The sequence below is a fragment of the Brevundimonas sp. genome (assembly GCF_965279155.1).
In the GTDB taxonomy this organism is placed as follows: domain Bacteria; phylum Pseudomonadota; class Alphaproteobacteria; order Caulobacterales; family Caulobacteraceae; genus Brevundimonas.
On sequence record NZ_OZ257138.1, the window covers coordinates 1,804,981 to 1,825,062 of the forward strand.

Here is a 20,082-nt window from a genome sequence, read left to right on the forward strand (position 1 = left end):
CAGCTAATAGCCTTCTGGTCACAGATGAACGACCTCGGACGCCATAGGGGCAAGACTTAAAGGCCCCTTGCCGACTACGAAATGGGCGGGATCGCCTTCGTCCGAAAGTGGTAAACCCATGTGTATTAGAACATCAGCATCTGAACGATCTTCACTCGTCAGGCCGTCCCACCAAGAGGGTCGCATGTGGATATTTTCAGAACTGCTCAGGCAGTAGCGCAACAACGCCGACGGCCTTTCGTTCTCGGCAACGTTGGCGAACGATTCGGCCATCTTCGCGCCGGCGCTCTTGGGGCCATCAAACCATGAGAAAACAGCTATCGTTCGCCCTGCCGCGACTGTGACCGTGAGCGACAGAGTGGAGACGTTACGAGACATCAGAGACTGCCGCTTTAGCCCTTGAAAATCCACCGTAGGGAGTTTCCCGAAGGCAGCCACGAAAGGCAGCACTCCTTCGAAGGTTACGGCCATAAGTCCGATGTCGCTCGTGTCGCCTGACCGGTGCATCTGGTCGAGTTGGTTTTTCCAAACCCTTAGGTCCTCAAGGCCAAGGCGCATTCCTGCAGTCATGTGATGCAAGCTCTGCTGGACATCAACCTGAGCAGGAAATGGCAAACCAGCATCTCCCTTTCGACGCATCTCATTGAGGCCCGCGAGGCCCGCTGTTTTCGTATGACGCTCATAAGCCATAGCTCGATAGCTCAACAGGAACGCCGAAGTTCTTGTGAGCGGCAAGGCTCCAGACTCTATGGGTAAAAAGAACGCCGTGTCGTGGGCGTTGCAAAAACCTGGGAAGGTCGAAGCTGAGTTCACACCCGTCTTCTGCGGGACTAGCCGTCCCTTATTCTTGAACAGCCGTTCCGTGGCTTGACGAGCTGAAATCACGTGACCGTTCTCGGCCAATGCCGCAAGCGCACCGCCCCTTTGAAGCGTGTGTGAATTTATCGCCTCTCCGCTACAGCCGTTGGGAGCATCTGGGTGACCACACTCCCCTTTGGCGAATAGCTTCGCCATCCCAGGCTTCACTTCGTGATAGTTTGGGCGGGCCTCCAAGTGCCGGTTGCGATGGCAGGCTTTCCACTTGTCGCCTGACCCACACCAACAACGATCATTACGCCCCATCACCTCTTGCGGCTTCAGACTTTCAATGGATGCGATGCGTGGCTGAAGAGGCATGCACAGCAATAACACGCCGTGGTGGTGAAAAATACTCTTGGTGGCGGACGGTTACGTCCCAACCAGCTGAGTACAAGCTGCAACAGCGGCAATCTGTCGATCACAAGCTGAGGCTCAAGCTATCGAAGAATTAGGTTGGGCGTACTTCCTGCGTGCCCCGCCTGGTGGAGCCGAGGGGAGTCGAACCCCTGACCTCGTCATTGCGAACGACGCGCTCTACCAACTGAGCTACGGCCCCGTTTCCAGCGTGGGATCGGGTTCACAGGCGTGGCGGACATAGAAGGCGGGCGGGCGTGGTGTCAACGGGCTTGTGCGCGCAATCCGCGCAGCCCGGAAACGGCCGTTGTCGGACCGGGTGCGAACACGCTAGAAGCGCCGATCCAAGCAGGAGTTACGGTTCATGGGCTACGCCCTCGTCTGGTTGATCAACGCCATCATCAGTCTGATGATCTGGTTCATCATCGCCCAAGCTATATTGAGCTGGCTGGTGGCGTTCGACGTCGTCAACTATCGCAACCGCTTCGTCTATTCGGTCGGGACCTTCCTGGACAGGGTCACCGCGCCCCTGCTGGAGCCGTTCCGCCGCATCATCCCGAACCTGGGCGGCATCGACATCTCGCCCATCGTGGTCATCCTGCTGCTGCAGTTCATCAGCGTGCTGTTCAACCGCACGGCGGCGCCGGCCCTGGTCCAACTGCTGGGCTGAGGCGACACGGCGGGCGGAAAACTGGCACCGGAGCGCCGATCCGCTCTTGCGCCGCGCGCCGTCCTTCCTAAAGGTGCCCGCCCGACCACTTTCGACCACGGTTCATGACCACGATCACCACAGTCGCCATTCTGGGCGCCGGACAGATGGGCGCAGGCATCGCCCAGGCGGTGGCGCTCGGGGGCTATTCGGTCCGGCTCTATGACGTCGTCGCCGACCGGCTGCCGCTGGCGCAGGGCGAGATCGCGGCCAGTCTGTCGCGCCATGTGTCGCGCGGCCTGATCGATCAGGCCGCCGCCGACGCGGCGCTGGCCCGCATCGCCGTCAGCGACGTGATGGCCGACGCCGTCGTCGGCGCCGACCTGGTCATCGAGGCCGCGCTGGAGGACGAGGCGGTCAAGAAGGCCATCTATGCGCAGGTCCTGCCGCATCTGGGGCCGCAGACGCTGCTGGCGTCCAACACCTCCTCGATCTCGATCACCCGTCTGGCGTCCTCGACCGACCGGCCGGATCGGTTCGTCGGCCTGCACTTCATGAAGCCGGCGCCGATCATGAAACTGGTCGAGATCGTGCGTGGCATCGCCACCTCGGCCGAGACCCATTCCGCCGCCGTCGCCTTCGCCGAGAGCCTGGGCAAGACGACCACGGACGCCGAGGACTTCCCCGCCTTCATCGTCAACCGCATCCTGGTGCCGATGATGAACGAGGCGATCTTCGCCCTGTACGAAGGGGTCGGCAACGTCGCCTCGATCGACAAGGCGCTGCGTCTGGGGGCCAACCATCCGATGGGGCCGCTGGAGCTGGCGGACTTCATGGGTCTGGACGTGGTCCTGGCCATCATGAACGTGCTGTACGACGGCCTGGCCGACAGCAAATACCGCCCCTGCCCGCTGCTGGTGAAATATGTCGAGGCCGGCTGGCTGGGCAGGAAGAGCGGGCGCGGCTTCTACGACTATTCCGGCGACACGCCGGCGCCGACGCGATGAGCCGGTTCGAGAGCTATTCCGATCTGCCGGGCCAGGCGACCATCGCCGCACGGCCCGCGCCTCTGTATCCGATCCTGGCCTGTCTGGCGGGCGCGGCCTGGCCGCCGCTGTGGCTGACCCTGCCGTTCTGGCGGCCTCATGCCTTCATGCCGGGACGCGACATGGACTGGCGGCTGGTGGTGATGGTGATCGGCCTGATCACCGTGCCGCTGGCGCTGTATCGCATCCTGAACGAGCGCAAGCGTGACGGTCGCCCCGGCACGCGGCTGGGCGTGGTGTGGCGCTTCATGATGTACGGCGGCCTGGCGGCGGCCTTGGTCCAGATCGTCGTCGCCTTGGGCATGAGCGTCATGGGCTGGATCGAGGCCGGCGACTTCATGCAGGCCCTGGGCGCGACCGAGACGACCCTGCTGATCTTCGGCGTCGGCGGCCTGCCCATCGCCATGATCGTGGGCGTCAGCTACGCCCTGTGGGCGGGTCTGTGCGCCGCCTTCATCGCCTTCGAGGCCCGGCCGGCGGTCAAGGACAGACTAGGCCTGATGCCCAAGCGCTGAGGCCGCCGCGCTTAAGGCCGACATCTGGGGATTGGGGGATCCGCACATGACCATGGACGATAACGAAGCCGACGCCGCGCCGATGCTGTCGCCGGTCGTCGCGACCTCGCGCATCGCCAGCCTGGACGTCATGCGGGGTCTGGCGGTGCTGGGCATCCTGGCGGTCAACGTCGTCTCCTTCGCCCTGCCCTTCATGGTCTATGAAGACGCGAGCCTGAGCCCGTTCGCGGTGACGGGCGCCAACGCGGTTGCGCGCTGGACGATGGACGTCTTCTTCCATCAGAAGTTCATCACCCTGTTCTCCATGCTGTTCGGCGCCTCGATCTTTCTGGTGGGGGGCGAGCGCGGCGATCCGGCGCGCGGGCGGCTGTTGCGGCGGCGCCTGTTCTGGCTGGCGATCATCGCCCTGATCCACGGCCTGGCTTTCTGGTACGGCGACGTGCTGCTGCTCTACGCCTGGTCCGGCCTGTTCGTGATGCTGATGCGGTCGATGCGGGCCGGGACGCTGATCGGCGTCGGCTTGGGCGTCACCCTGGCGCTGGGCGCGATGCAGGCCCTGGCCACCTGGCTGATGGTCGCCGGACCGCCGGCCTTCACCGAGGCGATGAGCCAGGGCGGGCCTCACTACACCGCCGCCATGGTCGCCGAGGCCATCGCCGCCTATCGCAGCGGCTGGGCCGGCGCGATGGGCCAGAACCTTCAGAGCTGGATGTTCCTGCAAGGGGCCAGCCTGACCATGTTCGTCTTCTCGACCGTGGCGCTGATGATGCTGGGCATGGGGCTGTTCAAGTCGGGGTTCTTCAGCGGCCGGGCGCCGACATGGGTCTATGCCACGCTGATCGCCGTGGGCGGGGCGGTGCTGGCCCTGCTGGGCGTGCTGGAATGGACCGAGGCCATGGCGGCGCCGAACACAGACCCGACGCGCGGCCTGGCGGGCGTGGTCGCCTCCTTCCCGATCTTCGTCACCCTGGCCTATGTCAGCCTGATCGTGCTGGCGACGACGCGAGGTCTGGCGTGGATCACGGCGGCGCTGCGGCCCGTGGGCCAGATGGCCTTCACCAACTATCTGACCCAGACCCTGATCATGACCACGATCTTCTACATGCCCTGGGGGCCGCGCCTGTTCGGACAGGTGGACTATGTGCAGATGTGGGGCCTGGTCCTGGGCGTCTGGGCGCTGCAACTGGTCTGGTCGCCGCTGTGGCTTTCGCGGTTCAGCATGGGGCCGCTGGAGTGGGTTTGGCGCTGTCTGACCTATGGTCGTCGGGTGCCGATCCAGAAACCCGGCTGACGGCGCTTTTATCGCAGGCGCGAAGGGATTAACTGAGGGCCATGGCCGCCCAGGATACTCCCGCCGAAACCTTCAAACGCGCGCTGGGTCATGCCGCGCGGGCGCTGGCCGAACAGCCCGAGTTGGAGGTCCTGTTCGGGTCCGACGGCCCCAAGCTGTCGAACGGCGTCCTGACCCTGCCCCATCCGCCGCGCGACCCGTCGGGGCCCGAGAGTGCGTCCCTGCGCGGCCAGGCCGACCGGCTGGCGCTTAGGCTGGCCAACCACGACGTGGCGGTGAACGCGAAGATGCGGCCGGCGGACGCCAAGGCCGCCGAGGTGTTCGACGCGGTCGAGCAGGCGCGGGTCGAGGCGTTCGGCTCGGAGCATCTGGCCGGGGTGCGCGACAACCTGGGCGCCGCCCTGATCACCCGGCTGGAAAAGACCGGCGCGCTTCGTATCAACGACGCCGACCGCGTGCCGGTGTCCGAGGCCGTGGCGCTTCTGGTGCGCGAGCGGCTGACCGGACGGCCCGCCCCCGACGGCGCCAAGGCCATGCTGGATCTGGTGCGCGCCAATATCGAGGCCAAGGCGGGCGCCAAGCTGGACGCCCTGGCAGGCACGGCGGGCGATCAGGAAGGTTTTGCGCTGAAGATGCGCGAGGTGCTGCGCGCCCTGGATCTCGATCCCGGCGACGGGCGCGGCGAGGACTCTTCCGAAAATCCCGGCGACGAGGAACCCGATCCCCAGGATCCGGCCGCCGACGACGATCAGGACGAGGAGGAAGAAGAGGACGGCGGCGAGGGCTCCCAGTCGATGGAGGGCGACGCCGACGATCAGTCCTCGGACGAAGAACGCGAGAGCCGTCCCGAGGGCGCGCCCGCCGATCCCGACGGCGAAGGCTCAGACGACGGCCCCGAGCTGCAGGAAGGCCAGCAGCCGAACCGCCAGCAGACGGCCGACGACGGCCGCGCGGTCGATTTCTACCGCGTCTTCACCACCGCCTTCGACGAGGTGGTGGACGCCGCCGACCTGTGCGACCCGGTCGAGCTGGACCGGCTGCGCGCCCTGCTGGACGGCCAGCTGGCCATCCTGTCCAGCGTCGTCTCGCGCCTGGCCAACAAGCTGCAACGCCGCCTGCTGGCCCAGCAGAACCGCTCCTGGGTCTTTGATCTGGAAGAGGGGATGCTGGACACAGCCCGCCTGACCCGGATCGTCACCGACCCGACCGCGCCCCTGTCGTTCAAGGCCGAGAGCGAGAGCCCGTTCCGCGATACGGTCGTGACCCTGCTGCTCGACAACTCCGGCTCGATGCGCGGGCGTCCGATCATGGTGGCGGCGGTCTGCGCCGACATCCTGGCGCGCACGCTGGAACGCTGCGGCGTCAAGGTCGAGATCCTGGGCTTCACCACCCGCGCCTGGAAGGGCGGGCAGAGCCGCGAGGCCTGGATCACCGCCGGCAAGCCCGCCAATCCAGGACGCCTGAACGACCTGCGCCACATCATATACAAGGCCGCCGATGCGCCCTGGCGCCGGGCCAAGAAGAACCTGGGCCTGATGATGCGCGAGGGCCTTCTGAAGGAAAACATCGACGGCGAGGCCCTGCAATGGGCGCACAATCGCCTGCTGGCTCGCACCGAGCAGCGCCGTATCCTGATGGTCATTTCCGACGGCTCGCCGGTCGACGACTCGACCCAATCGGCCAATGCGGCGCTGTATCTGGACAAGCACCTGCGCCAAGTCATCGCCGAAATCGAGGATCGCTCGCCGGTCGAACTGCTGGCCATCGGCATCGGCCACGACGTGACCCGCTGGTATCGCAAGGCTCTGACCATCGTGGACGTGGAACAGCTGGCGGGCGCCATGACCGAGAAGCTGGCCGAACTGTTCGAGAACGAAGGCCCGGCGGGCCCCACGCGTCGGGTCAGACGAAAGCTGGCGGCATGAGCCGTTTCGGCCGTCTGGCCTCCGTCTGGATCGCCCTGTCGCTGACGGCCTGCGCCGCCTCGCTCGGCGCGCCGCGTCCCTATCCGCTGTCGTCCGATGGTTGGACGCCGGCGGTCGCGGAACTGAGAAGCGTCAGCCTGGGCCTGCCCGGCGGGGCGCAATTGGCGGACGGCGTGCGGTTCGCCGGGGGGCTGCAACTCATCGCCGCCCCGACCTCGCCCCTGCACAGCCTGTCGGACCTGAAACTGACCGACGACAGCGGCTTCGTCACCGTGTCGGATGCGGGCGATCTGGTGCGCGGCGACATTCGCCTGGACGCCTCCGGGCGACTGATCGGCCTCGATCATTTCCGCTCGCGCCGCCTGACGCTGGAAGACGGGCGGGCGATCTCCGACAAGCAGGACGGCGACGCCGAAGGCCTGGCCATCACCCCCTCCGGCGAGTTGCTGGTCAGTTTCGAACGGCGTCACCGGATCTGGAACTACGGCCCACTGTCAGCCCTGAAGGGCCAGCCGACGCCGATGCGGGCGCCCGACTTCGCCTTCACCGAAAACGACGGGATGGAAGGCCTGGCCGTCTCGCCCAACGGCTGGCGCGTCTCGGGCGAGGCGGGCGGCGTCTGGGACTGCTCATCGGCCCGGTGCACAGTCGTGAGCGCCCCGCCCGAGACGCCCATTCCCGACAGCGACTACCGCATCACCGGCCTGGATCGCGATACGTCCGGCGACGGATGGTTCGTGGTTCAGCGCCTGTACCGTGCGCCCATCGACATGCGCGCGCGTGTGCGTCGCATGGCCCCGGACGGGACCCTGGGGCCGATCCTGATCGAGTTGAAACTGCCCGGCACCACCGATAATTTCGAAGGAGTCGCCGCCGAGACGCGCCATGGCAAGACGCGCCTGTACATCCTGTCCGACGACAACTTCAATCCGGCCCAGCGAACCCTGATGCTGGCCTTCGACCTGGACTGATCTTCAGGCGGCTCCGGCCCACTGGGTCGATTGAGCAGTCGTGTCGTCGGCGCGCAGCGCGCGCACGAAGTCGTCGCGCCAGATGCCCACATCGGTGGCGCGCACCACCTCCATCAGGGCCTCCCATTTCCGAATGCGCTCGGACAAGGGCATGGTCAGCGCCTTCTGAATGGCGTCCGACAGCTCCTCGCGGCTGTAGGGATTGACCAGCAGGGCCTCGCCCATCTGCTCGGCCGCCCCGGCGAAGCGCGACAGGATCAGCACGCCTGGATCGTCGGGGTTCTGGGCGCAGACATATTCCTTGGCCACAAGGTTCATGCCGTCGCGCAAGGGCGTCACCAGACCGACCCGCGCCGCGCGATAGATGCCGGCCAGCTGATCCCGGCGATAGGTGCGGTTCAGATAGCGGATCGGCTGCCAGTCCATGTCGCCGAAGGCGCCGTTGATCCGCCCCGCCAGGGCGTCCAGCCGCGCGCGAATATCCTGATAGGAGTCCACGTCGTCGCGCGAGATCGGCGTGACCTGCAACAGGAAGACCTCGCCCCGCATCGAAGCGTTGTCCTGGAGGAACTGCTCATAACCGAGCAGCCGCTCTTCCAGCCCCTTGGAATAGTCCAGCCGGTCCACGCCCACCATCATCGACCGGAAGGCCGACGATGCCGCCATCCTGTCATAGGTCCGCGCGCCCAGGGTCGAATTCCGCGCCGCCAGGAAGCCGTCCACGTCGATGCCGATGGGGAAGACGCCGGTCTGGACCTTGCGTCCGAAACACTCCAGCCCGCCGGTCCCGTCCAGTTCGCCCTGGGCTTCGCTGACCACATAGTCGGTGAACAGGTCGCTCCATTCCTGTGTATGAAAACCGATCAGGTCGAAGTCGAACATGGACTCCACCAGCCGCCGATGGTGCGGCAGGGTCACCAGCAACTGACGCGCGGGCCAGGGCGTGTGCAGGAAGAAGCCGATCCGGTTCCTGATCCCCAGCCGGCGCAGGTCCCGCGCCATCGGGATCATGTGATAGTCGTGGATCCAGATCATGTCGTCGGGCTGGATCAACGGGGCCAGCACCTCGGCGAAGCGGCGGTTCACCCGCTCATAGCCCTCGCCGTATGACCGCTCGTACTGCGCCAGATCGATGCGGTGGTGGAACAGCGGCCACAGCGTCTTGTTGGCGTAGCCATTGTAGTATTCGTCGACGTCCTGGGCTTCCAGATCGACCAGGCCCACGGTGACGCCGGCCCGATCCTCGATCTTCACCTCGCCGGTGTAATGGTCGATAGTCTCGCCGGACCAGCCGAACCACAGGCCGTCGTATTTTCTCAACGCAGCGGACAGGGCCATGGCCAGGCCGCCGGCAGACCCTGCGGCAGGGTCGGTCGGGGCGGAGACCCGGTTGGAAACGACGATAAGGCGGCTCATGACTTCACTTCGAACGGCGACCCCAGCCCCGGGGTCCGGATATTAACGCACATCGGTCCACGAACGGCTCAACAGCACGGCGCAATTGATGATCCCGACAAGCGAATAGGTCTGCGGATAGTTGCCCCACAGTTCGCCGTCGTCGATCGAGATGTCCTCGCTCAGCAGGCCTGCGGCGGTGCGGCGGTCCAGCATTTCCTGGAAGATGGTGCGCGCCTCCTCGATCCGGCCGTTCTGGTGCAGGGCCTCGATGAACCAGAAGGTGCAGAAGTTGAAGGCGGTTTCCGGCTCGCCGAAATCATCAGGCTCGACGTAGCGGAACAGGAACGGACCCTTCTTCAGGTCGCGCTCGATGGCGTCGAAGGTGGCGACCTGACGCGGATCGTGCGCCTCCAGGAAGCCCAGATCGGTCATCTGCAGCAGGGAGGCGTCCAGCTCGCGCCCGCCGAAGCTGGCGGCGAACCGCCCCTCGTCCGGCAGATAGGCTTCGGCCTCGATCCGCTCGCGAATGATCCCTGCCCGCTCGCGCCAGAACTCGCCCCGATCCGGCAGGCCCAGATGGTCCGCCGCCTTGGCCAGACGGTCGCAGGCGGCCCAGCACATGACGGAGGAATAGGTGTGGACCCGCGCAATGGTGCGGAACTCCCACAGGCCGGCGTCGGTCTGATCGTGCATGGCGAAGGCCCGCTCGCCGATGGTCTCCAGCGCATGGAAATCTTCGAGCGTGCCAGGACGCAGCAGACGCGCGTCATAGAAGGCCTGGACCAGCGGCAGGACGATCTGTCCGTACACGTCATGTTGCAGATGCTCGTGCGCCTGATTGCCGATCCGCACCGGCTTCATGCCGCGATAGCCTTCGACGGAATCGATGATGCTTTCGCCGATACCGGGCTCCAGACCCACGCCATAGACCGGCTGGACGTGACCGCCGGCGGAATCGTCGACCAGGTTCCTCAGATAGACGAGGTAGTTCTCAAGGATGTCCACGGCGCCCAGCCGGTTCAGCGCCCGCACCGTGTAATAGGCGTCGCGAATCCAGCAGTAGCGATAGTCCCAGTTGCGCCCGCTTTCCTTGAACTCGGGCACCGAGGTCGTCATGGCGGCGACAATGGCCCCCGTCTCCTCATAGGCGCACAGTTTCAGGGTGATGGCCGCACGGATCACCGCCTCCTGATAGTCCAGCGGCAGATAGAGTTTGCGTACCCAGTCCTGCCAATAGGCCACCGTCCGATCAAGTGCGCCCTGCACGCCGTGGCCGACGTCCTGATCGTAGCCCTCGTCCGGCCCCAGGAAGAAGGCGTGCGGCCGTTCCAGCCGGAACACCCGCTCCTCCAGCACATGCGACACCGGACAATCGGTCGTCAGGCGGAAGGTCACGTCGGCGCACATATAGCGGATATGGTTGGAGCCGGAGGTGTTCGGCGCCGGGCGCGCGCCCCAGTCCGTCGAGGGCCGCAGCCTGACCCGAATGCGCGGCGTGCCCGACAGCGGCCGCACCATCCGCGCAAAGGCCAACGGGCGATAAGTGCGTGAATGTTTGGGATGGCGCGGGGCGAAATCGATGATCTCTGCGCTCGAACCGTCCTCGGCCGTCATTACCGTGCGCAACACCGGGGTGTTGCGGACATAGGCCTGCTCGATCGATGTCATCCCCTCCATCTCGATGGCCCAGAAGCCGTGCTCGGGTTCCTCGCCGTCCATCAGGGCGGAAAAGACCGGGTCGCCGTCCACGCGCGGCGCGCAGGCCCACACGAAGCGGCCCTGACGGTCGATCAGGGCGCTGACGCCGCAGTTGCCGATGGGGAAAAGATCAAGATTGGGCTTCATCGGTTCAGGCCTTCGCTACGGCTTCAAGCCAGGTCAGTACGGCGTCGACATCGTCCAGGCGGTAGCGCGCCGCCGTCTCGCGCTCGGGGCCGACCAGCACGCCATACCCGCCCAGCGCCGCCGCCGCCTCGAACCCGTATTCGTCGGTCAAGTCGTCGCCCAACATGACCGGGACCGCACCCTTGAACGGCGCCTCCTGCATGAAGGCGGTCACGGCCGTGCCCTTGTCGGCCCCCGGCGTCTTCAGTTCCAGCACCATATGCCCCGGCTGCGACGTCAGGCCCGTCTCGGCCTGAAGCGCGGCGGCCAGATCCTTGGCGGCGCCCGCCTGATCCGGGGCCTGGCGATAATGCAGGCCGACCGAGACGCCCTTGTCTTCCACGATCACGCCCGGCCGGTCGGCGGCGAATTCCTCAAAGGCTTCCAATGCCTGGGCGACCCCGGCGTCGGCGACCTTGCGCTCGATCGAGCCGTCCTTCAGCCTTCGCTCCAACCCATGCACGCCCGAGCCGGACACCAGGGCGTGGTCCGAGATGCGGTCGATCTCGGCTATGGTGCGGCCGCTGACGATAGCGACCCGACCCGACAGCCGCGCCTCGACCGCCTTCAGCGCCGCCGTGCGACGCACCGTCGGCACGACCGCATCCGGCGTCGGCGCCATCGGGGCCAGCACGCCGTCCATGTCCAGGAACAGGGCGATCCCGTCGGCGAGGACAGGCGGTGATGGGAGCAATAGCGCGGCGGCTCCGGCGTGAGACGGCATGGACGATCAGTTCTCTTGTTGGCTTCCCCATGACCGTAACGCGCCAATGCGGCAAAGGTTGACCCGAAACCGACAAAGTCGTCTGAAAGGACGCGTTGCGCACGATCTTCGATTACGGCAGATCGCGCGTCTCGAAGAAGGAGAGCCCGGTTGCGGGCCGTCAAAGCATGACCGAGATCACCCACTCCACGCCCGAAGACATCGCCGTCATGACTGATCGCGCACGCGAGGTCGTCCGGTTGAACATCGAGGCGCTGGAGGCGCTGGAGCGTTCGATCGATGTGTCGATGGCGCGCGCGGTCGATGTGATCATGAGCCGACCAGGCTATGTCGTCGTCACCGGCATGGGCAAGTCTGGCCATATCGGCAACAAGATCGCCGCGACCCTGGCTTCCACCGGCACCAACGCCTTCTTCGTCCACCCGGCCGAAATGAGCCATGGCGACCTGGGCATGCTGCGCCCTGACGTGACCCTGCTGGCGCTGTCCAACTCGGGCGAAAGCCGCGAACTGCGCGATCCGCTGATCTATTGCCAGCGCAACAACATTCCCGTCATCGCCATCACCCAGCGCCCCACCAGCTTCCTGGGCCGCAACGCCGCCGTCTGCCTGACCATGCCCAGCGTCGCCGAGGCCTGTCCCAACGGCCTGGCGCCGACCACCTCGACCCTGATGGCCCTGGCCCTGGGCGATGCGCTGGCCATGGTGCTGATGGATCGTCGCGAATTCACGGCCATGGACTTCGGCCTGCACCACCCCGGCGGCGCCCTGGGCATGAGCCTGCAGAGCGTGCGTGAATGGATGGGCGACAACGCCGCCATCCCGGCCAGCGTCCCGCTGAACGCCGACTTCCGCGAAGTCGTCTCGGCCATCACCGAGGGCCGAAAGGGCGCCGTGGCAGTGCTGGACGAAGACGGAACCCTGGCGGGGATCGTCACGGACGGCGACCTTCGCCGCGCCTTCCAGCGCGACACCACCCATCTGACGGCGGCCGACATCATGGGCGCCAACCCGATCACCGTCGATCCCGACGCCCGCATGAGTGATGTCGTCGATCTGCTGACCGCCAACAAGATCGCCAACCTGTTCGTGGTCGAGGACGGACGCCCCACCGCCATCGTCCACATCGCCGAACTGATGCAGGCCGGTTACGTCGCCTGAAATGCGTATCCTCTATGACGCCAGCCGGCTGATGAGCCGGGCCGACCGCTCCGCCCCGACCGGCGTGGACCGGGTCTGTCTGGCCTATGCCGAATGGTTGCTGACCTCGCCCAACGTGACGACCATTCCGGTGCGCGGTCGCAAGAACCGGCTCGTCGCCGTCGAGATCGGCTGGTTCCGGCGCTTCGTCACCGACTTGCGGGCCAAATGGAACGGGGCGGCCAGCTCTCCCACCGATCTGGCGCACGAACAGCAACTGCTGGCGGCGCTGACCTCCGACACGCGTCCGACCACATCGGTACTCGGAGCGCCCCCGGCTCTCGTTCAAGAAAAGCCCGCCGACAAGGCTCGCGTGCTGAAGCAGTTCTTCCGCTCGCGCCACGTCGCGCCCCTGCCGGACGCCGACCTCTATTTGACCGTAGGCCACACCACCCTGCACGACCCGGCGGCGCTTCAGGACCTTGAGGCGGCCGGAATCGAGCGGGTCGTCCTGATCCACGACCTGATCCCCGTGACCCACCCCGAGTTCTGCCGTCCAGGCGACGGCGAAAAACACCACGCCCGCGTCGCCAACACCCTGCGTCACGCCAGCCGGATCATCGTCAACTCGGCCTATACGGGCGAGGAACTGCGCGCCTTCGCGGGGCGCGAGGAACTGCCCCTGCCGCCCGTCCACGTCGCCCACCTGGGCCTGGAGCCGGCCTTTGTCGCCGGCGACGCCGTCACGGCGCCCCGCCCCTATTTCGTCCACGTCGGCACGATCGAGGCGCGCAAGAACCTGGCCCTGCTGCTGACCCTGTGGCGCCGACTGGAGGAGCGGCTGGGCGACGAGACACCGTCGCTGGTGCTGGTCGGTCGCTATGGCTGGGAGAACGAGGCCGTGCTGGACCACCTGCAACGCTCGCCCAATCTTCAGGGCGTGGTGCATCAGGCCTCCAACCTGTCCGACGCCGTCCTCGCGCGTCTGATGCGCGGCGCCCGCGCGTTGCTCGCGCCCTCATCCGTCGAAGGGTTCGACCTGCCGGCGGTCGAGGCCTGCGCCATGGGCCTGCCGCTGATCGCCTCCGACATCGCGCCGCATCGCGAACTGACGCCGAACGCCGAGTTGATCGACCCGCTGGACGGCCTGGGCTGGCTGGCCGCCATCGAGCGCGCGACCCAGGTGGCCCCGCCCCCGCCGCCCGCCTATGTCGCGCCCGACTGGCCGGGGCATTTCCGCATCGTCGCCGACGCCATCGGCCTTGAACGCGCCTAGCCTCTGGCGAGCGCGCTCAAAGGCTTGTAATCAATCCGCGAACAAAGGCTAACCCGCTTCATGACGCGCACCATCCTGCCGCTTGCCATCGTCGCCATCCTTGGCGGCTGCTCCACCTTGCCGCGCGACGGGCCGTCGGGGGCCTCGGTCAACGCCGGCGCCACGACCGCCTCGGCCTTGGGCAGCTACGCCCTTGTCCCGCTGACCTATGAGGTCACCGAGCGGATGAAACAGGTTCCGCCGCAGTTCTTCGGCACCCTGGCCGCCGGATCCAGCGACCAGCCCGCCGACGTGATCGGCGAAGGCGACACCCTGGCGATCTCGATCTTCGACCCTTCCGGCTCGTTGTTCGGCGGAACCCTGGGCTCCGGCTCTTCGTCCAGCCGCACGAACACGACCCTGTCCGGCGGCAACCAGGCCCTGCCGGGCGCCGTCGTCGATCGCTCGGGCTCGGTCGCCATTCCGTTCGGCGGTCAGGTTCGCGTCCAAGGCCTGACCTCGACCCAGGCCGCAGCGGCGATCCGGCGCTCGCTGGTCGGCAAGGTCGCCAATCCGCAGGTGCTGGTGTCCATCGCCGGCAATGCGTCCAACACCGTCAACGTCCTGGGCGATGTGCGCCAGCCGGGCCGTGCGCCCCTGGGCGTCAACAGCGACCGCATCCTGGACGTCATCGCTGCGGCCGGCGGTTCGGCCCGCACCACCGACGACCTGACCATCTCGATCCAGCGCGAGGGCCGGACCTATACTGCCCCCCTGTCGGCCGTGACGACCGAGTTCGGCGAGAACGTCCGGCTGCAACGCGGCGACGTGGTCAATGTCCAGTACAAGCCCCGCCGTTTCTCGACCTTCGGCGGCCTGAACGCCGTGGCCCAGGTCGACATGCCGGCCGGGCCCATGACCCTGACCGGCGCCATGTCCAAGGTCGGCGGCCTGAACACCAACACCGCCAACGCCCGTCGCGTCCTGATCTTCCGTTTCGAACGTCCCGAGGTGGCCCAGGCCCTTGGCATCAGCCAGCCCGCCACCCCGCGCGGCGTGCCCGTCGTCTATGAGCTGGACTTCAGCGACGCCGCCAATGTCTTCGCCGCCACCAACATGCAAGTCATGCCGGAAGACGTGATCTATGTGCCGCTGGCCGGCGCCGCCGAGATGCGCAAGTTCTTCGAAGTGGTTCAGAGCCTGACGCGCGTCGTCTATGACGTGTCGGTGACCAGCACTCTGAACAACTGATCATGGCCAGACGGCGGGCGCTGCTTTCGGGTCTGTTTTCACGCAGGTCGGCGGCCGCGCCTGCCGACGACCACGCCGATCCTTTCGAACGTTCAGGCGACCTCGAACCCACAGAGCCTGACGCCCTCAGTCTGGCGCTGGACGAGATTGAGGCCGGCGCGCTGGATATCTATGCCAACGCCGACTTGCCGACGCAGCCCGGTCACTACCGGCGCGAACCCGACAGCAAGGACTGGACCTTTCTGTCCGCCGACCTTGGGCCGTCCGAACGCTTCGCCCTGGCGCTGGAATACCCGCCGGAACAAGGCTGGCGGTTCGCCAGGCTTCAGGATTTGGGCGCCCGGTCAGAGCGTGAAGACCTCCGAGTCGCCGCCCGTCTTTTGGGCGATGTGGCGGCATTGCGAAACTCTCGACGTGAAATCCTGACGCAGGATCATCTGCTGACGGCGATGGAGCTTGGCGCCGCCTGGCGCGCGTTGCGCGACGCCCAGGCCGTGCGAACCTCCCGCCTGACGCTGTCTGTACCGACACGGACAAGATCGCTCAAAGGCGACAAGCCGCCAAAGCCGCGCTAGAGAGCCCGCCTCCCCGAACAGCAGGCTCCATCATGTCCGACGCCCCCGAACAACCGCCCGAGTTCCAGCCCGTCGGCCGCATCATCGCCATGCCGGCGGACACCAACCCCGAGGGCGACATCTTCGGCGGCTGGCTGCTGGCCCAGATGGACGTGGCGGGCGCGACGCCGGCGTTCGAACTGGCCTGCGGACGCTGCGCCACCGTGGCGCTGGACGGCATGGTCTTTCATCAGCCCGTCTCGGTCGGCGACGAGGTCAGCATCTACGCCCATGTCATCGGCTCAGGCCGCACCTCCATTCGCGTCCACGTCGAGGCCTGGAAGCGCGCGCGAGGCCAGCCCCAGGCTGCGTCCGTCCGCGTGACCCAGGGCGTCTTCACCTATGTCGCCATCGACGAGCACCGCAAACCGCGCGCGCTTCCTGGCTAGGAATGAGGCTGGCGAGGAATAGGCGCAAATCTTGACCTGACGCCGGGGCGGGCTTACGTCCCGGCCATGGCCATCCGACGCATCCTCACCATCGACAACGCCGCCGACCTGGCGATCCTGAAGCAGGTTTCCACGCCCGTCGCGGCGGTGGACGACTCCGTCCGCGCCCTGATGGACGACATGCTGGAGACCATGTACGACGCGCCGGGTATCGGCTTGGCCGCCGTGCAGATCGGCGCCCTGGACCGGGTCATCGTCATGGACCTGGGCGATCGCGACGGCACGATCCCCGAGACCGAGGAAGAGGATACCCCCGAAGCGTTCGAGGCGCGCAAGAACCCGCGCTTCTTCGCCAACCCGGAAATCCTGTGGACCTCGGACGAGCTCTACACCTACGAGGAGGGCTGCCTGTCGATCCCCGAGTATTTCGACAAGGTGGAACGCCCCGCCCGCGTCCGCATTCGCTATCTGAACCGTGACGGTCAGTCTGTGGAGGAAGAGGCCGAGGGTCTCTACGCCGTCTGCATCCAGCACGAGATGGACCACCTTAACGGCGTGCTCTTCATCGACCATCTGTCGCGTCTCAAGCGGGATCGCGCCGTGACCAAGGTCAAGAAGGCCGCCCGCGACAGGATCGCCGCCTGATGACCAAGATCGTCCGCCCTGAACGTATCGAACGCGCCGCGCGCCGCATCGCGCCGTCCATTCCGCGCGGCCGCTCGCTGATCATCGATTCCTCGGGCCGGCGTCGCCTGACCCGCAGTCAGAAGATCGGCGTCGCCGGGGTCGCGACCCTAGCCGGCGTGGCCCTGCTGGGCGTGGTGGCGGGCCTGCTGCTGGACAAGTTGCTCGACTTCGACGACGCCCTGGACGCGGGCGGCGAGTGGGACGAGGGCGGCGGCGTCTTCACCCGCTGGCAGTAAACCTCTAAAGGCGTGCCCATGCGCCTTGCCTTCATGGGAACTCCCGACTTCGCCGTCGCCTCTCTGGCCGAGCTGATCGCCTCGGGCCACGAGATCGTCGCCGTCTATTCGCAGCCGCCGCGCCCCAAGGGCCGGGGTCAGAAGCTGACGCCGTCGCCGGTCCACGCCTTCGCCGAGACCATGGGCCTGCCCGTCTTCACGCCCGACAGTATGAAGGCGCCGGACGCCATCGCCGCCTTCCAGAGCCTGGACCTCGACGCCGCCTGCGTCGTCGCCTACGGCCAGATCCTCAAGGCCGAGGTGCTGGATGCGCCCCGCTTGGGCTGTTTCAACCTGCACGGGTCGCTGCTGCCCCGTTGGCGAGGCGCCGCGCCGATTCAGCGCGCCATCATGGCCGGCGACGCCCAGACGGGTGTCCAGATCATGCAGATGGGCGTCGGCCTGGACGAAGGCCCCATCCTGCTGACCGAACTGATGGACATCCGCCCCGACGACACGGCCGCCACCCTGTCCGAGCGCATGTCTCATGTCGGCGCCGGCCTGTGGCCCCGCGCCCTGGCCGCCATCGAGCGCGGCAGCGTCACTCCCTCGGATCAGGTCGGCGAACCGACCTACGCCAAAAAGATCACGCCCGCCGAGGCCCGCATCGACTGGACCCGTCCGGCGGCCGAGGTGGACGCCCACATCCGCGGCCTGTCGCCCTTCCCCGGCGCCTGGTTCGAGGCGCCGTCGGAAACGGGTCCGGTGCGGGTGAAGGCCCTGCTGTCGGCCCTGGCGGACGGTTCGGGCGCGCCGGGCGAGGCCCTGGACGAAGCCCTGACCGTGGCCTGTGGCGAGAGTGCGGTGCGCCTGATCCGCGTCCAGCGCGAGGGCAAGGCGGCGCAATCGGCGGACGAGATGCTGCGCGGCTTCGCGTTGCCGGCCGGGACCGTGCTCGGCTGATGCCGCGCTACAAGCTGACGATCGAATACGACGGCACGGCCTACAACGGCTTCCAGGCCCAGGACGGCCAGCCGACGGTGCAGGGCGCGCTGGAGGCGGCGATCCAGGCCTTTTCAGGCGAGCGGATCCGCATCGCCGCCGCCGGGCGCACCGACACCGGCGTCCATGCGACCGCCCAGGTCATCCATGCCGATCTGGAACGCGACTGGCCCGTCGATACGGTCCTGAACGCCATGAACGCCCATCTCATCAAACAGGATGTCTGCGTCCTGTCGGCGGACTATGCGCTCGATCCCGACTGGCACGCCCGGTTCTCGGCGACCGGTCGGGGCTATCTGTATCGCATCCTGAACCGCCGCCCCCAGCCGGTGCTGGAGCGCGACCGCGTCTGGCACGTCAAGAAGACGCTGGACGCCGAGGCCATGCACCACGCGGCCCAGGTTCTGGTCGGCCACCACGACTTCACCACCTTCCGCGACGTGGGCTGCCAGTCGAAGTCGCCGGTCAAGACACTGGACGTGGCCCGCGTCTCCCGCTTCGGCGAAGAGGTGCACCTGGTCTTCCAGGCCCGCAGCTTCCTGCACCGCCAGGTCCGGTCGATGGCCGGGACCTTGGTCGAGGTGGGTCTGGGCCGCTGGACCGCCCATGAGGTCAAGGCGGCGCTGGAGGCGAAGGACCGCGCCCGGTGCGGCCCCGTCGCCCCATCGGCGGGGCTCTATCTCAGCGGCGTGCGCTACGACTGAACCCCGCCTGGGGCCGGATCAGCCGCGCTGCTGGACCAGCACCTCGGCGATCTGCACCGCGTTCAGGGCCGCGCCCTTCCTCAGATTGTCGTTGGAAACGAACAGGGCCAGGCCGTGCTCGACCGTCGGATCAGGACGCACCCGGCCGACGAAGACCGGATCCTGACCCGCAGCTTCCAGCGGGTTCGGCACGGCGGTGACGACCACGCCCGGCGCCTGGCCCAATAGCTCCAGCGCCTGGGTCACGGACAGCGCGCGTTCGAACTCGACATTGATCGACAAGGAGTGGCCGGTGAAGACCGGCACGCGCACGCAGGTGCCCGAGACCGGCAGGCCGGGGATTTCCAGGATCTTGCGGCTCTCGTCGCGCAGCTTCAGCTCCTCGTCGGTATAGCCGTCCTCGCCGAGTGAGTAGTTCAGGGCCACGACGTTCGCGGCGATCGGCACGACCCACTTTTCCGGCGCGCCGAAGTCCACCGCCCCGCCGTCGCGGGCCAGGGCCGCCCCCTGTCCCACGGCCGCACGCGCCTGGTCCTCCAGCACGCGGATGCCCTCGACCCCGCCGCCCGAGACGGCCTGATAGGTCGAGACCGTCAGACGCTTCAGCCCCGCCGCATCGTGCAGAGGCTTCAGCACCGGCATGGCGGCCATGGTGGTGCAGTTGGGATTGGCGATGATCCCCTTGGGCAGGTTGGCCAGGGCGTGGGGGTTCACCTCGGCGACCACCAGCGGCACCTCGGGGTCGCTGCGCCAGGCCGAGGAGTTGTCGATCACCACCGCCCCGGCGGCCGCCACCTTGGGCGCCAGGGCCTTGGATGTCTCGCCGCCGGCCGAGAAGAAGACGATGTCCAGCCCGGCGTAATCCGCCGTCGCCGCATCCTCGACCACGAGGTCGGTCTCGCCGAAGCGAACCGTCTTGCCCGCCGACCGGGCCGAGGCGAACAGGCGCAGCGAGGCCAGCGGGAAGTTCCGCTCGACCAGCAGGCCGCGCATCATCTCGCCGACGAGGCCGGTGGCGCCGACGATACCGACATGGGGGGGATTGGACGGGGAAAAGGACATTCAGGCGTCTCCTGGAAGGATGGAGGCGCGGGGTTCAGCCGGATCGACCGCCCCGCGCATCGGCGGGGCTTGGGATCGGGGTTCGGCGCTTCAGACCTTGCGCACACCCGAAACCGCCCCGCCGAAGCCGGTGGTTTTCGAGGTCATCG

Annotated in this window: 20 protein-coding genes, 1 tRNA gene and 1 pseudogene; 15 read left to right on the forward strand and 7 right to left on the reverse strand. The window is 67.0% G+C overall.

Annotated elements, in window-relative coordinates:
* Nucleotides 1-18: 18 nt before the first annotated feature.
* The 3 genes and pseudogenes from ACQY72_RS08630 to ACQY72_RS08640 form a co-directional block, all read right to left on the reverse strand.
* On the reverse strand, nucleotides 19-1,014 hold the full coding sequence (locus tag ACQY72_RS08630; RefSeq protein WP_428156737.1) for a hypothetical protein: 996 nt from the start codon (nucleotides 1,012-1,014) through the stop codon (nucleotides 19-21).
* Nucleotides 1,015-1,062: 48 nt separating this feature from the next.
* A pseudogene (locus tag ACQY72_RS08635) lies at nucleotides 1,063-1,176 on the reverse strand (SEC-C metal-binding domain-containing protein); the annotation flags it as partial.
* A gap of 162 nt (nucleotides 1,177-1,338) precedes the next feature.
* Nucleotides 1,339-1,414 (reverse strand) — tRNA-Ala (locus ACQY72_RS08640).
* Nucleotides 1,415-1,576: 162 nt separating this feature from the next.
* Between ACQY72_RS08640 and ACQY72_RS08645 the strand changes: the two genes are divergently transcribed.
* The 6 genes from ACQY72_RS08645 to ACQY72_RS08670 all read left to right on the forward strand — a co-directional run bounded on the left by ACQY72_RS08645 (nucleotide 1,577) and on the right by ACQY72_RS08670 (nucleotide 7,609).
* Nucleotides 1,577-1,882, forward strand: a complete 306-nt coding sequence (locus tag ACQY72_RS08645) for a YggT family protein (protein WP_135193965.1) — start codon at nucleotides 1,577-1,579, stop codon at nucleotides 1,880-1,882.
* A 104-nt stretch (nucleotides 1,883-1,986) separates the two neighbouring features.
* Nucleotides 1,987-2,868 (forward strand): 3-hydroxybutyryl-CoA dehydrogenase, encoded by an 882-nt coding sequence (locus ACQY72_RS08650; RefSeq protein WP_428153013.1) that lies wholly within the window; start codon nucleotides 1,987-1,989, stop codon nucleotides 2,866-2,868.
* Nucleotides 2,865-3,422: a phthalate transporter gene (locus tag ACQY72_RS08655; RefSeq protein WP_135193967.1), complete on the forward strand. Its 558-nt coding sequence runs from the start codon at nucleotides 2,865-2,867 to the stop codon at nucleotides 3,420-3,422. The genes ACQY72_RS08650 and ACQY72_RS08655 overlap by 4 nt, the downstream gene beginning before the upstream one ends.
* 46 nt (nucleotides 3,423-3,468) lie before the next feature.
* Nucleotides 3,469-4,713: a DUF418 domain-containing protein gene (locus ACQY72_RS08660; protein ID WP_428153014.1), complete on the forward strand. Its 1,245-nt coding sequence runs from the start codon at nucleotides 3,469-3,471 to the stop codon at nucleotides 4,711-4,713.
* A 41-nt stretch (nucleotides 4,714-4,754) separates the two neighbouring features.
* A complete protein-coding gene (gene cobT, locus ACQY72_RS08665; protein WP_428153015.1) occupies nucleotides 4,755-6,638 on the forward strand; it encodes a cobaltochelatase subunit CobT in 1,884 nt (627 codons plus the stop codon).
* Nucleotides 6,635-7,609 carry an esterase-like activity of phytase family protein gene (locus ACQY72_RS08670; RefSeq protein WP_428153017.1) on the forward strand — a complete coding sequence of 325 codons (975 nt, stop codon included), beginning with the start codon at nucleotides 6,635-6,637 and terminating at the stop codon, nucleotides 7,607-7,609. Before cobT ends, ACQY72_RS08670 begins: the two co-directional genes overlap by 4 nt.
* Before the next feature lie 3 nt (nucleotides 7,610-7,612).
* Here ACQY72_RS08670 and ACQY72_RS08675 read toward each other — a convergent pair whose 3' ends face one another.
* From ACQY72_RS08675 to otsB, 3 genes are read right to left on the reverse strand one after another with little or no spacing between them, the layout of a single operon-like run.
* Nucleotides 7,613-9,025 carry an alpha,alpha-trehalose-phosphate synthase (UDP-forming) gene (locus ACQY72_RS08675; protein ID WP_428153019.1) on the reverse strand — a complete coding sequence of 471 codons (1,413 nt, stop codon included), beginning with the start codon at nucleotides 9,023-9,025 and terminating at the stop codon, nucleotides 7,613-7,615.
* A gap of 42 nt (nucleotides 9,026-9,067) precedes the next feature.
* Complete coding sequence (locus ACQY72_RS08680) at nucleotides 9,068-10,852, reverse strand: glycoside hydrolase family 15 protein (protein WP_428153020.1); 1,785 nt, start codon at nucleotides 10,850-10,852, stop codon at nucleotides 9,068-9,070.
* A 4-nt stretch (nucleotides 10,853-10,856) separates the two neighbouring features.
* Nucleotides 10,857-11,615: a trehalose-phosphatase gene (gene otsB, locus ACQY72_RS08685; protein ID WP_428153022.1), complete on the reverse strand. Its 759-nt coding sequence runs from the start codon at nucleotides 11,613-11,615 to the stop codon at nucleotides 10,857-10,859.
* 167 nt (nucleotides 11,616-11,782) lie between these two features.
* On the opposite strand from otsB, the gene ACQY72_RS08690 reads away from it, so the two are divergent.
* The 9 genes from ACQY72_RS08690 (at nucleotide 11,783) to truA (ending at nucleotide 18,871) form a co-directional block, all read left to right on the forward strand.
* Entirely contained in the window at nucleotides 11,783-12,775 is a 993-nt protein-coding gene (locus ACQY72_RS08690) for a KpsF/GutQ family sugar-phosphate isomerase (protein WP_428153023.1), read from the forward strand.
* 1 nt (nucleotide 12,776) lies between these two features.
* Entirely contained in the window at nucleotides 12,777-14,030 is a 1,254-nt protein-coding gene (locus ACQY72_RS08695) for a glycosyltransferase family 4 protein (RefSeq protein ID WP_428153025.1), read from the forward strand.
* A 60-nt stretch (nucleotides 14,031-14,090) separates the two neighbouring features.
* A complete protein-coding gene (locus ACQY72_RS08700) occupies nucleotides 14,091-15,260 on the forward strand; it encodes a polysaccharide biosynthesis/export family protein (protein WP_428153027.1) in 1,170 nt (389 codons plus the stop codon).
* A 2-nt stretch (nucleotides 15,261-15,262) separates the two neighbouring features.
* A complete protein-coding gene (locus ACQY72_RS08705) occupies nucleotides 15,263-15,835 on the forward strand; it encodes a hypothetical protein (RefSeq protein ID WP_428153029.1) in 573 nt (190 codons plus the stop codon).
* Nucleotides 15,836-15,867: 32 nt separating this feature from the next.
* Nucleotides 15,868-16,263 carry an acyl-CoA thioesterase gene (locus tag ACQY72_RS08710; RefSeq protein WP_428153031.1) on the forward strand — a complete coding sequence of 132 codons (396 nt, stop codon included), beginning with the start codon at nucleotides 15,868-15,870 and terminating at the stop codon, nucleotides 16,261-16,263.
* Nucleotides 16,264-16,329: 66 nt separating this feature from the next.
* A complete protein-coding gene (gene def / locus ACQY72_RS08715) occupies nucleotides 16,330-16,908 on the forward strand; it encodes a peptide deformylase (protein WP_428153033.1) in 579 nt (192 codons plus the stop codon).
* Nucleotides 16,908-17,186, forward strand: a complete 279-nt coding sequence (locus tag ACQY72_RS08720; RefSeq protein WP_236547456.1) for a hypothetical protein — start codon at nucleotides 16,908-16,910, stop codon at nucleotides 17,184-17,186. Before def ends, ACQY72_RS08720 begins: the two co-directional genes overlap by 1 nt.
* Before the next feature lie 18 nt (nucleotides 17,187-17,204).
* The gene (fmt, locus tag ACQY72_RS08725; RefSeq protein WP_428153034.1) at nucleotides 17,205-18,128 is read left to right on the forward strand and encodes a methionyl-tRNA formyltransferase; all 924 of its coding nucleotides are present in this window, start codon (nucleotides 17,205-17,207) and stop codon (nucleotides 18,126-18,128) included.
* Entirely contained in the window at nucleotides 18,128-18,871 is a 744-nt protein-coding gene (gene truA, locus ACQY72_RS08730) for a tRNA pseudouridine(38-40) synthase TruA (RefSeq protein ID WP_428153035.1), read from the forward strand. Before fmt ends, truA begins: the two co-directional genes overlap by 1 nt.
* A gap of 18 nt (nucleotides 18,872-18,889) precedes the next feature.
* Here the strand turns inward: truA and ACQY72_RS08735 are convergent, their stop codons facing one another.
* Nucleotides 18,890-19,933, reverse strand: coding sequence for an aspartate-semialdehyde dehydrogenase (locus ACQY72_RS08735; protein ID WP_428153036.1), 1,044 nt, complete (start codon nucleotides 19,931-19,933; stop codon nucleotides 18,890-18,892).
* Nucleotides 19,934-20,082: the final 149 nt, after the last annotated feature.

Bases quoted from the DNA above. Each gene is read 5' to 3' on its own strand.
- ACQY72_RS08645 (WP_135193965.1), top strand. From the start codon at position 1,577: ATGGGCTACGCCCTCGTCTGGTTGATCAACGCCATCATCAGTCTGATG.
- ACQY72_RS08670 (WP_428153017.1), top strand. From the start codon at position 6,635: ATGAGCCGTTTCGGCCGTCTGGCCTCCGTCTGGATCGCCCTGTCGCTG.
- ACQY72_RS08655 (WP_135193967.1), top strand. From the start codon at position 2,865: ATGAGCCGGTTCGAGAGCTATTCCGATCTGCCGGGCCAGGCGACCATC.
- ACQY72_RS08695 (WP_428153025.1), top strand. From the start codon at position 12,777: ATGCGTATCCTCTATGACGCCAGCCGGCTGATGAGCCGGGCCGACCGC.
- ACQY72_RS08630 (WP_428156737.1), bottom strand. From the start codon at position 1,014: ATGGCGAAGCTATTCGCCAAAGGGGAGTGTGGTCACCCAGATGCTCCC.
- ACQY72_RS08700 (WP_428153027.1), top strand. From the start codon at position 14,091: ATGACGCGCACCATCCTGCCGCTTGCCATCGTCGCCATCCTTGGCGGC.
- ACQY72_RS08660 (WP_428153014.1), top strand. From the start codon at position 3,469: ATGACCATGGACGATAACGAAGCCGACGCCGCGCCGATGCTGTCGCCG.
- otsB (WP_428153022.1), bottom strand. From the start codon at position 11,615: ATGCCGTCTCACGCCGGAGCCGCCGCGCTATTGCTCCCATCACCGCCT.
- ACQY72_RS08720 (WP_236547456.1), top strand. From the start codon at position 16,908: ATGACCAAGATCGTCCGCCCTGAACGTATCGAACGCGCCGCGCGCCGC.
- def (WP_428153033.1), top strand. From the start codon at position 16,330: ATGGCCATCCGACGCATCCTCACCATCGACAACGCCGCCGACCTGGCG.
- fmt (WP_428153034.1), top strand. From the start codon at position 17,205: ATGCGCCTTGCCTTCATGGGAACTCCCGACTTCGCCGTCGCCTCTCTG.
- ACQY72_RS08735 (WP_428153036.1), bottom strand. From the start codon at position 19,933: ATGTCCTTTTCCCCGTCCAATCCCCCCCATGTCGGTATCGTCGGCGCC.
- ACQY72_RS08705 (WP_428153029.1), top strand. From the start codon at position 15,263: ATGGCCAGACGGCGGGCGCTGCTTTCGGGTCTGTTTTCACGCAGGTCG.
- cobT (WP_428153015.1), top strand. From the start codon at position 4,755: ATGGCCGCCCAGGATACTCCCGCCGAAACCTTCAAACGCGCGCTGGGT.
- ACQY72_RS08675 (WP_428153019.1), bottom strand. From the start codon at position 9,025: ATGAGCCGCCTTATCGTCGTTTCCAACCGGGTCTCCGCCCCGACCGAC.
- ACQY72_RS08650 (WP_428153013.1), top strand. From the start codon at position 1,987: ATGACCACGATCACCACAGTCGCCATTCTGGGCGCCGGACAGATGGGC.
- truA (WP_428153035.1), top strand. From the start codon at position 18,128: ATGCCGCGCTACAAGCTGACGATCGAATACGACGGCACGGCCTACAAC.
- ACQY72_RS08710 (WP_428153031.1), top strand. From the start codon at position 15,868: ATGTCCGACGCCCCCGAACAACCGCCCGAGTTCCAGCCCGTCGGCCGC.
- ACQY72_RS08680 (WP_428153020.1), bottom strand. From the start codon at position 10,852: ATGAAGCCCAATCTTGATCTTTTCCCCATCGGCAACTGCGGCGTCAGC.
- ACQY72_RS08690 (WP_428153023.1), top strand. From the start codon at position 11,783: ATGACCGAGATCACCCACTCCACGCCCGAAGACATCGCCGTCATGACT.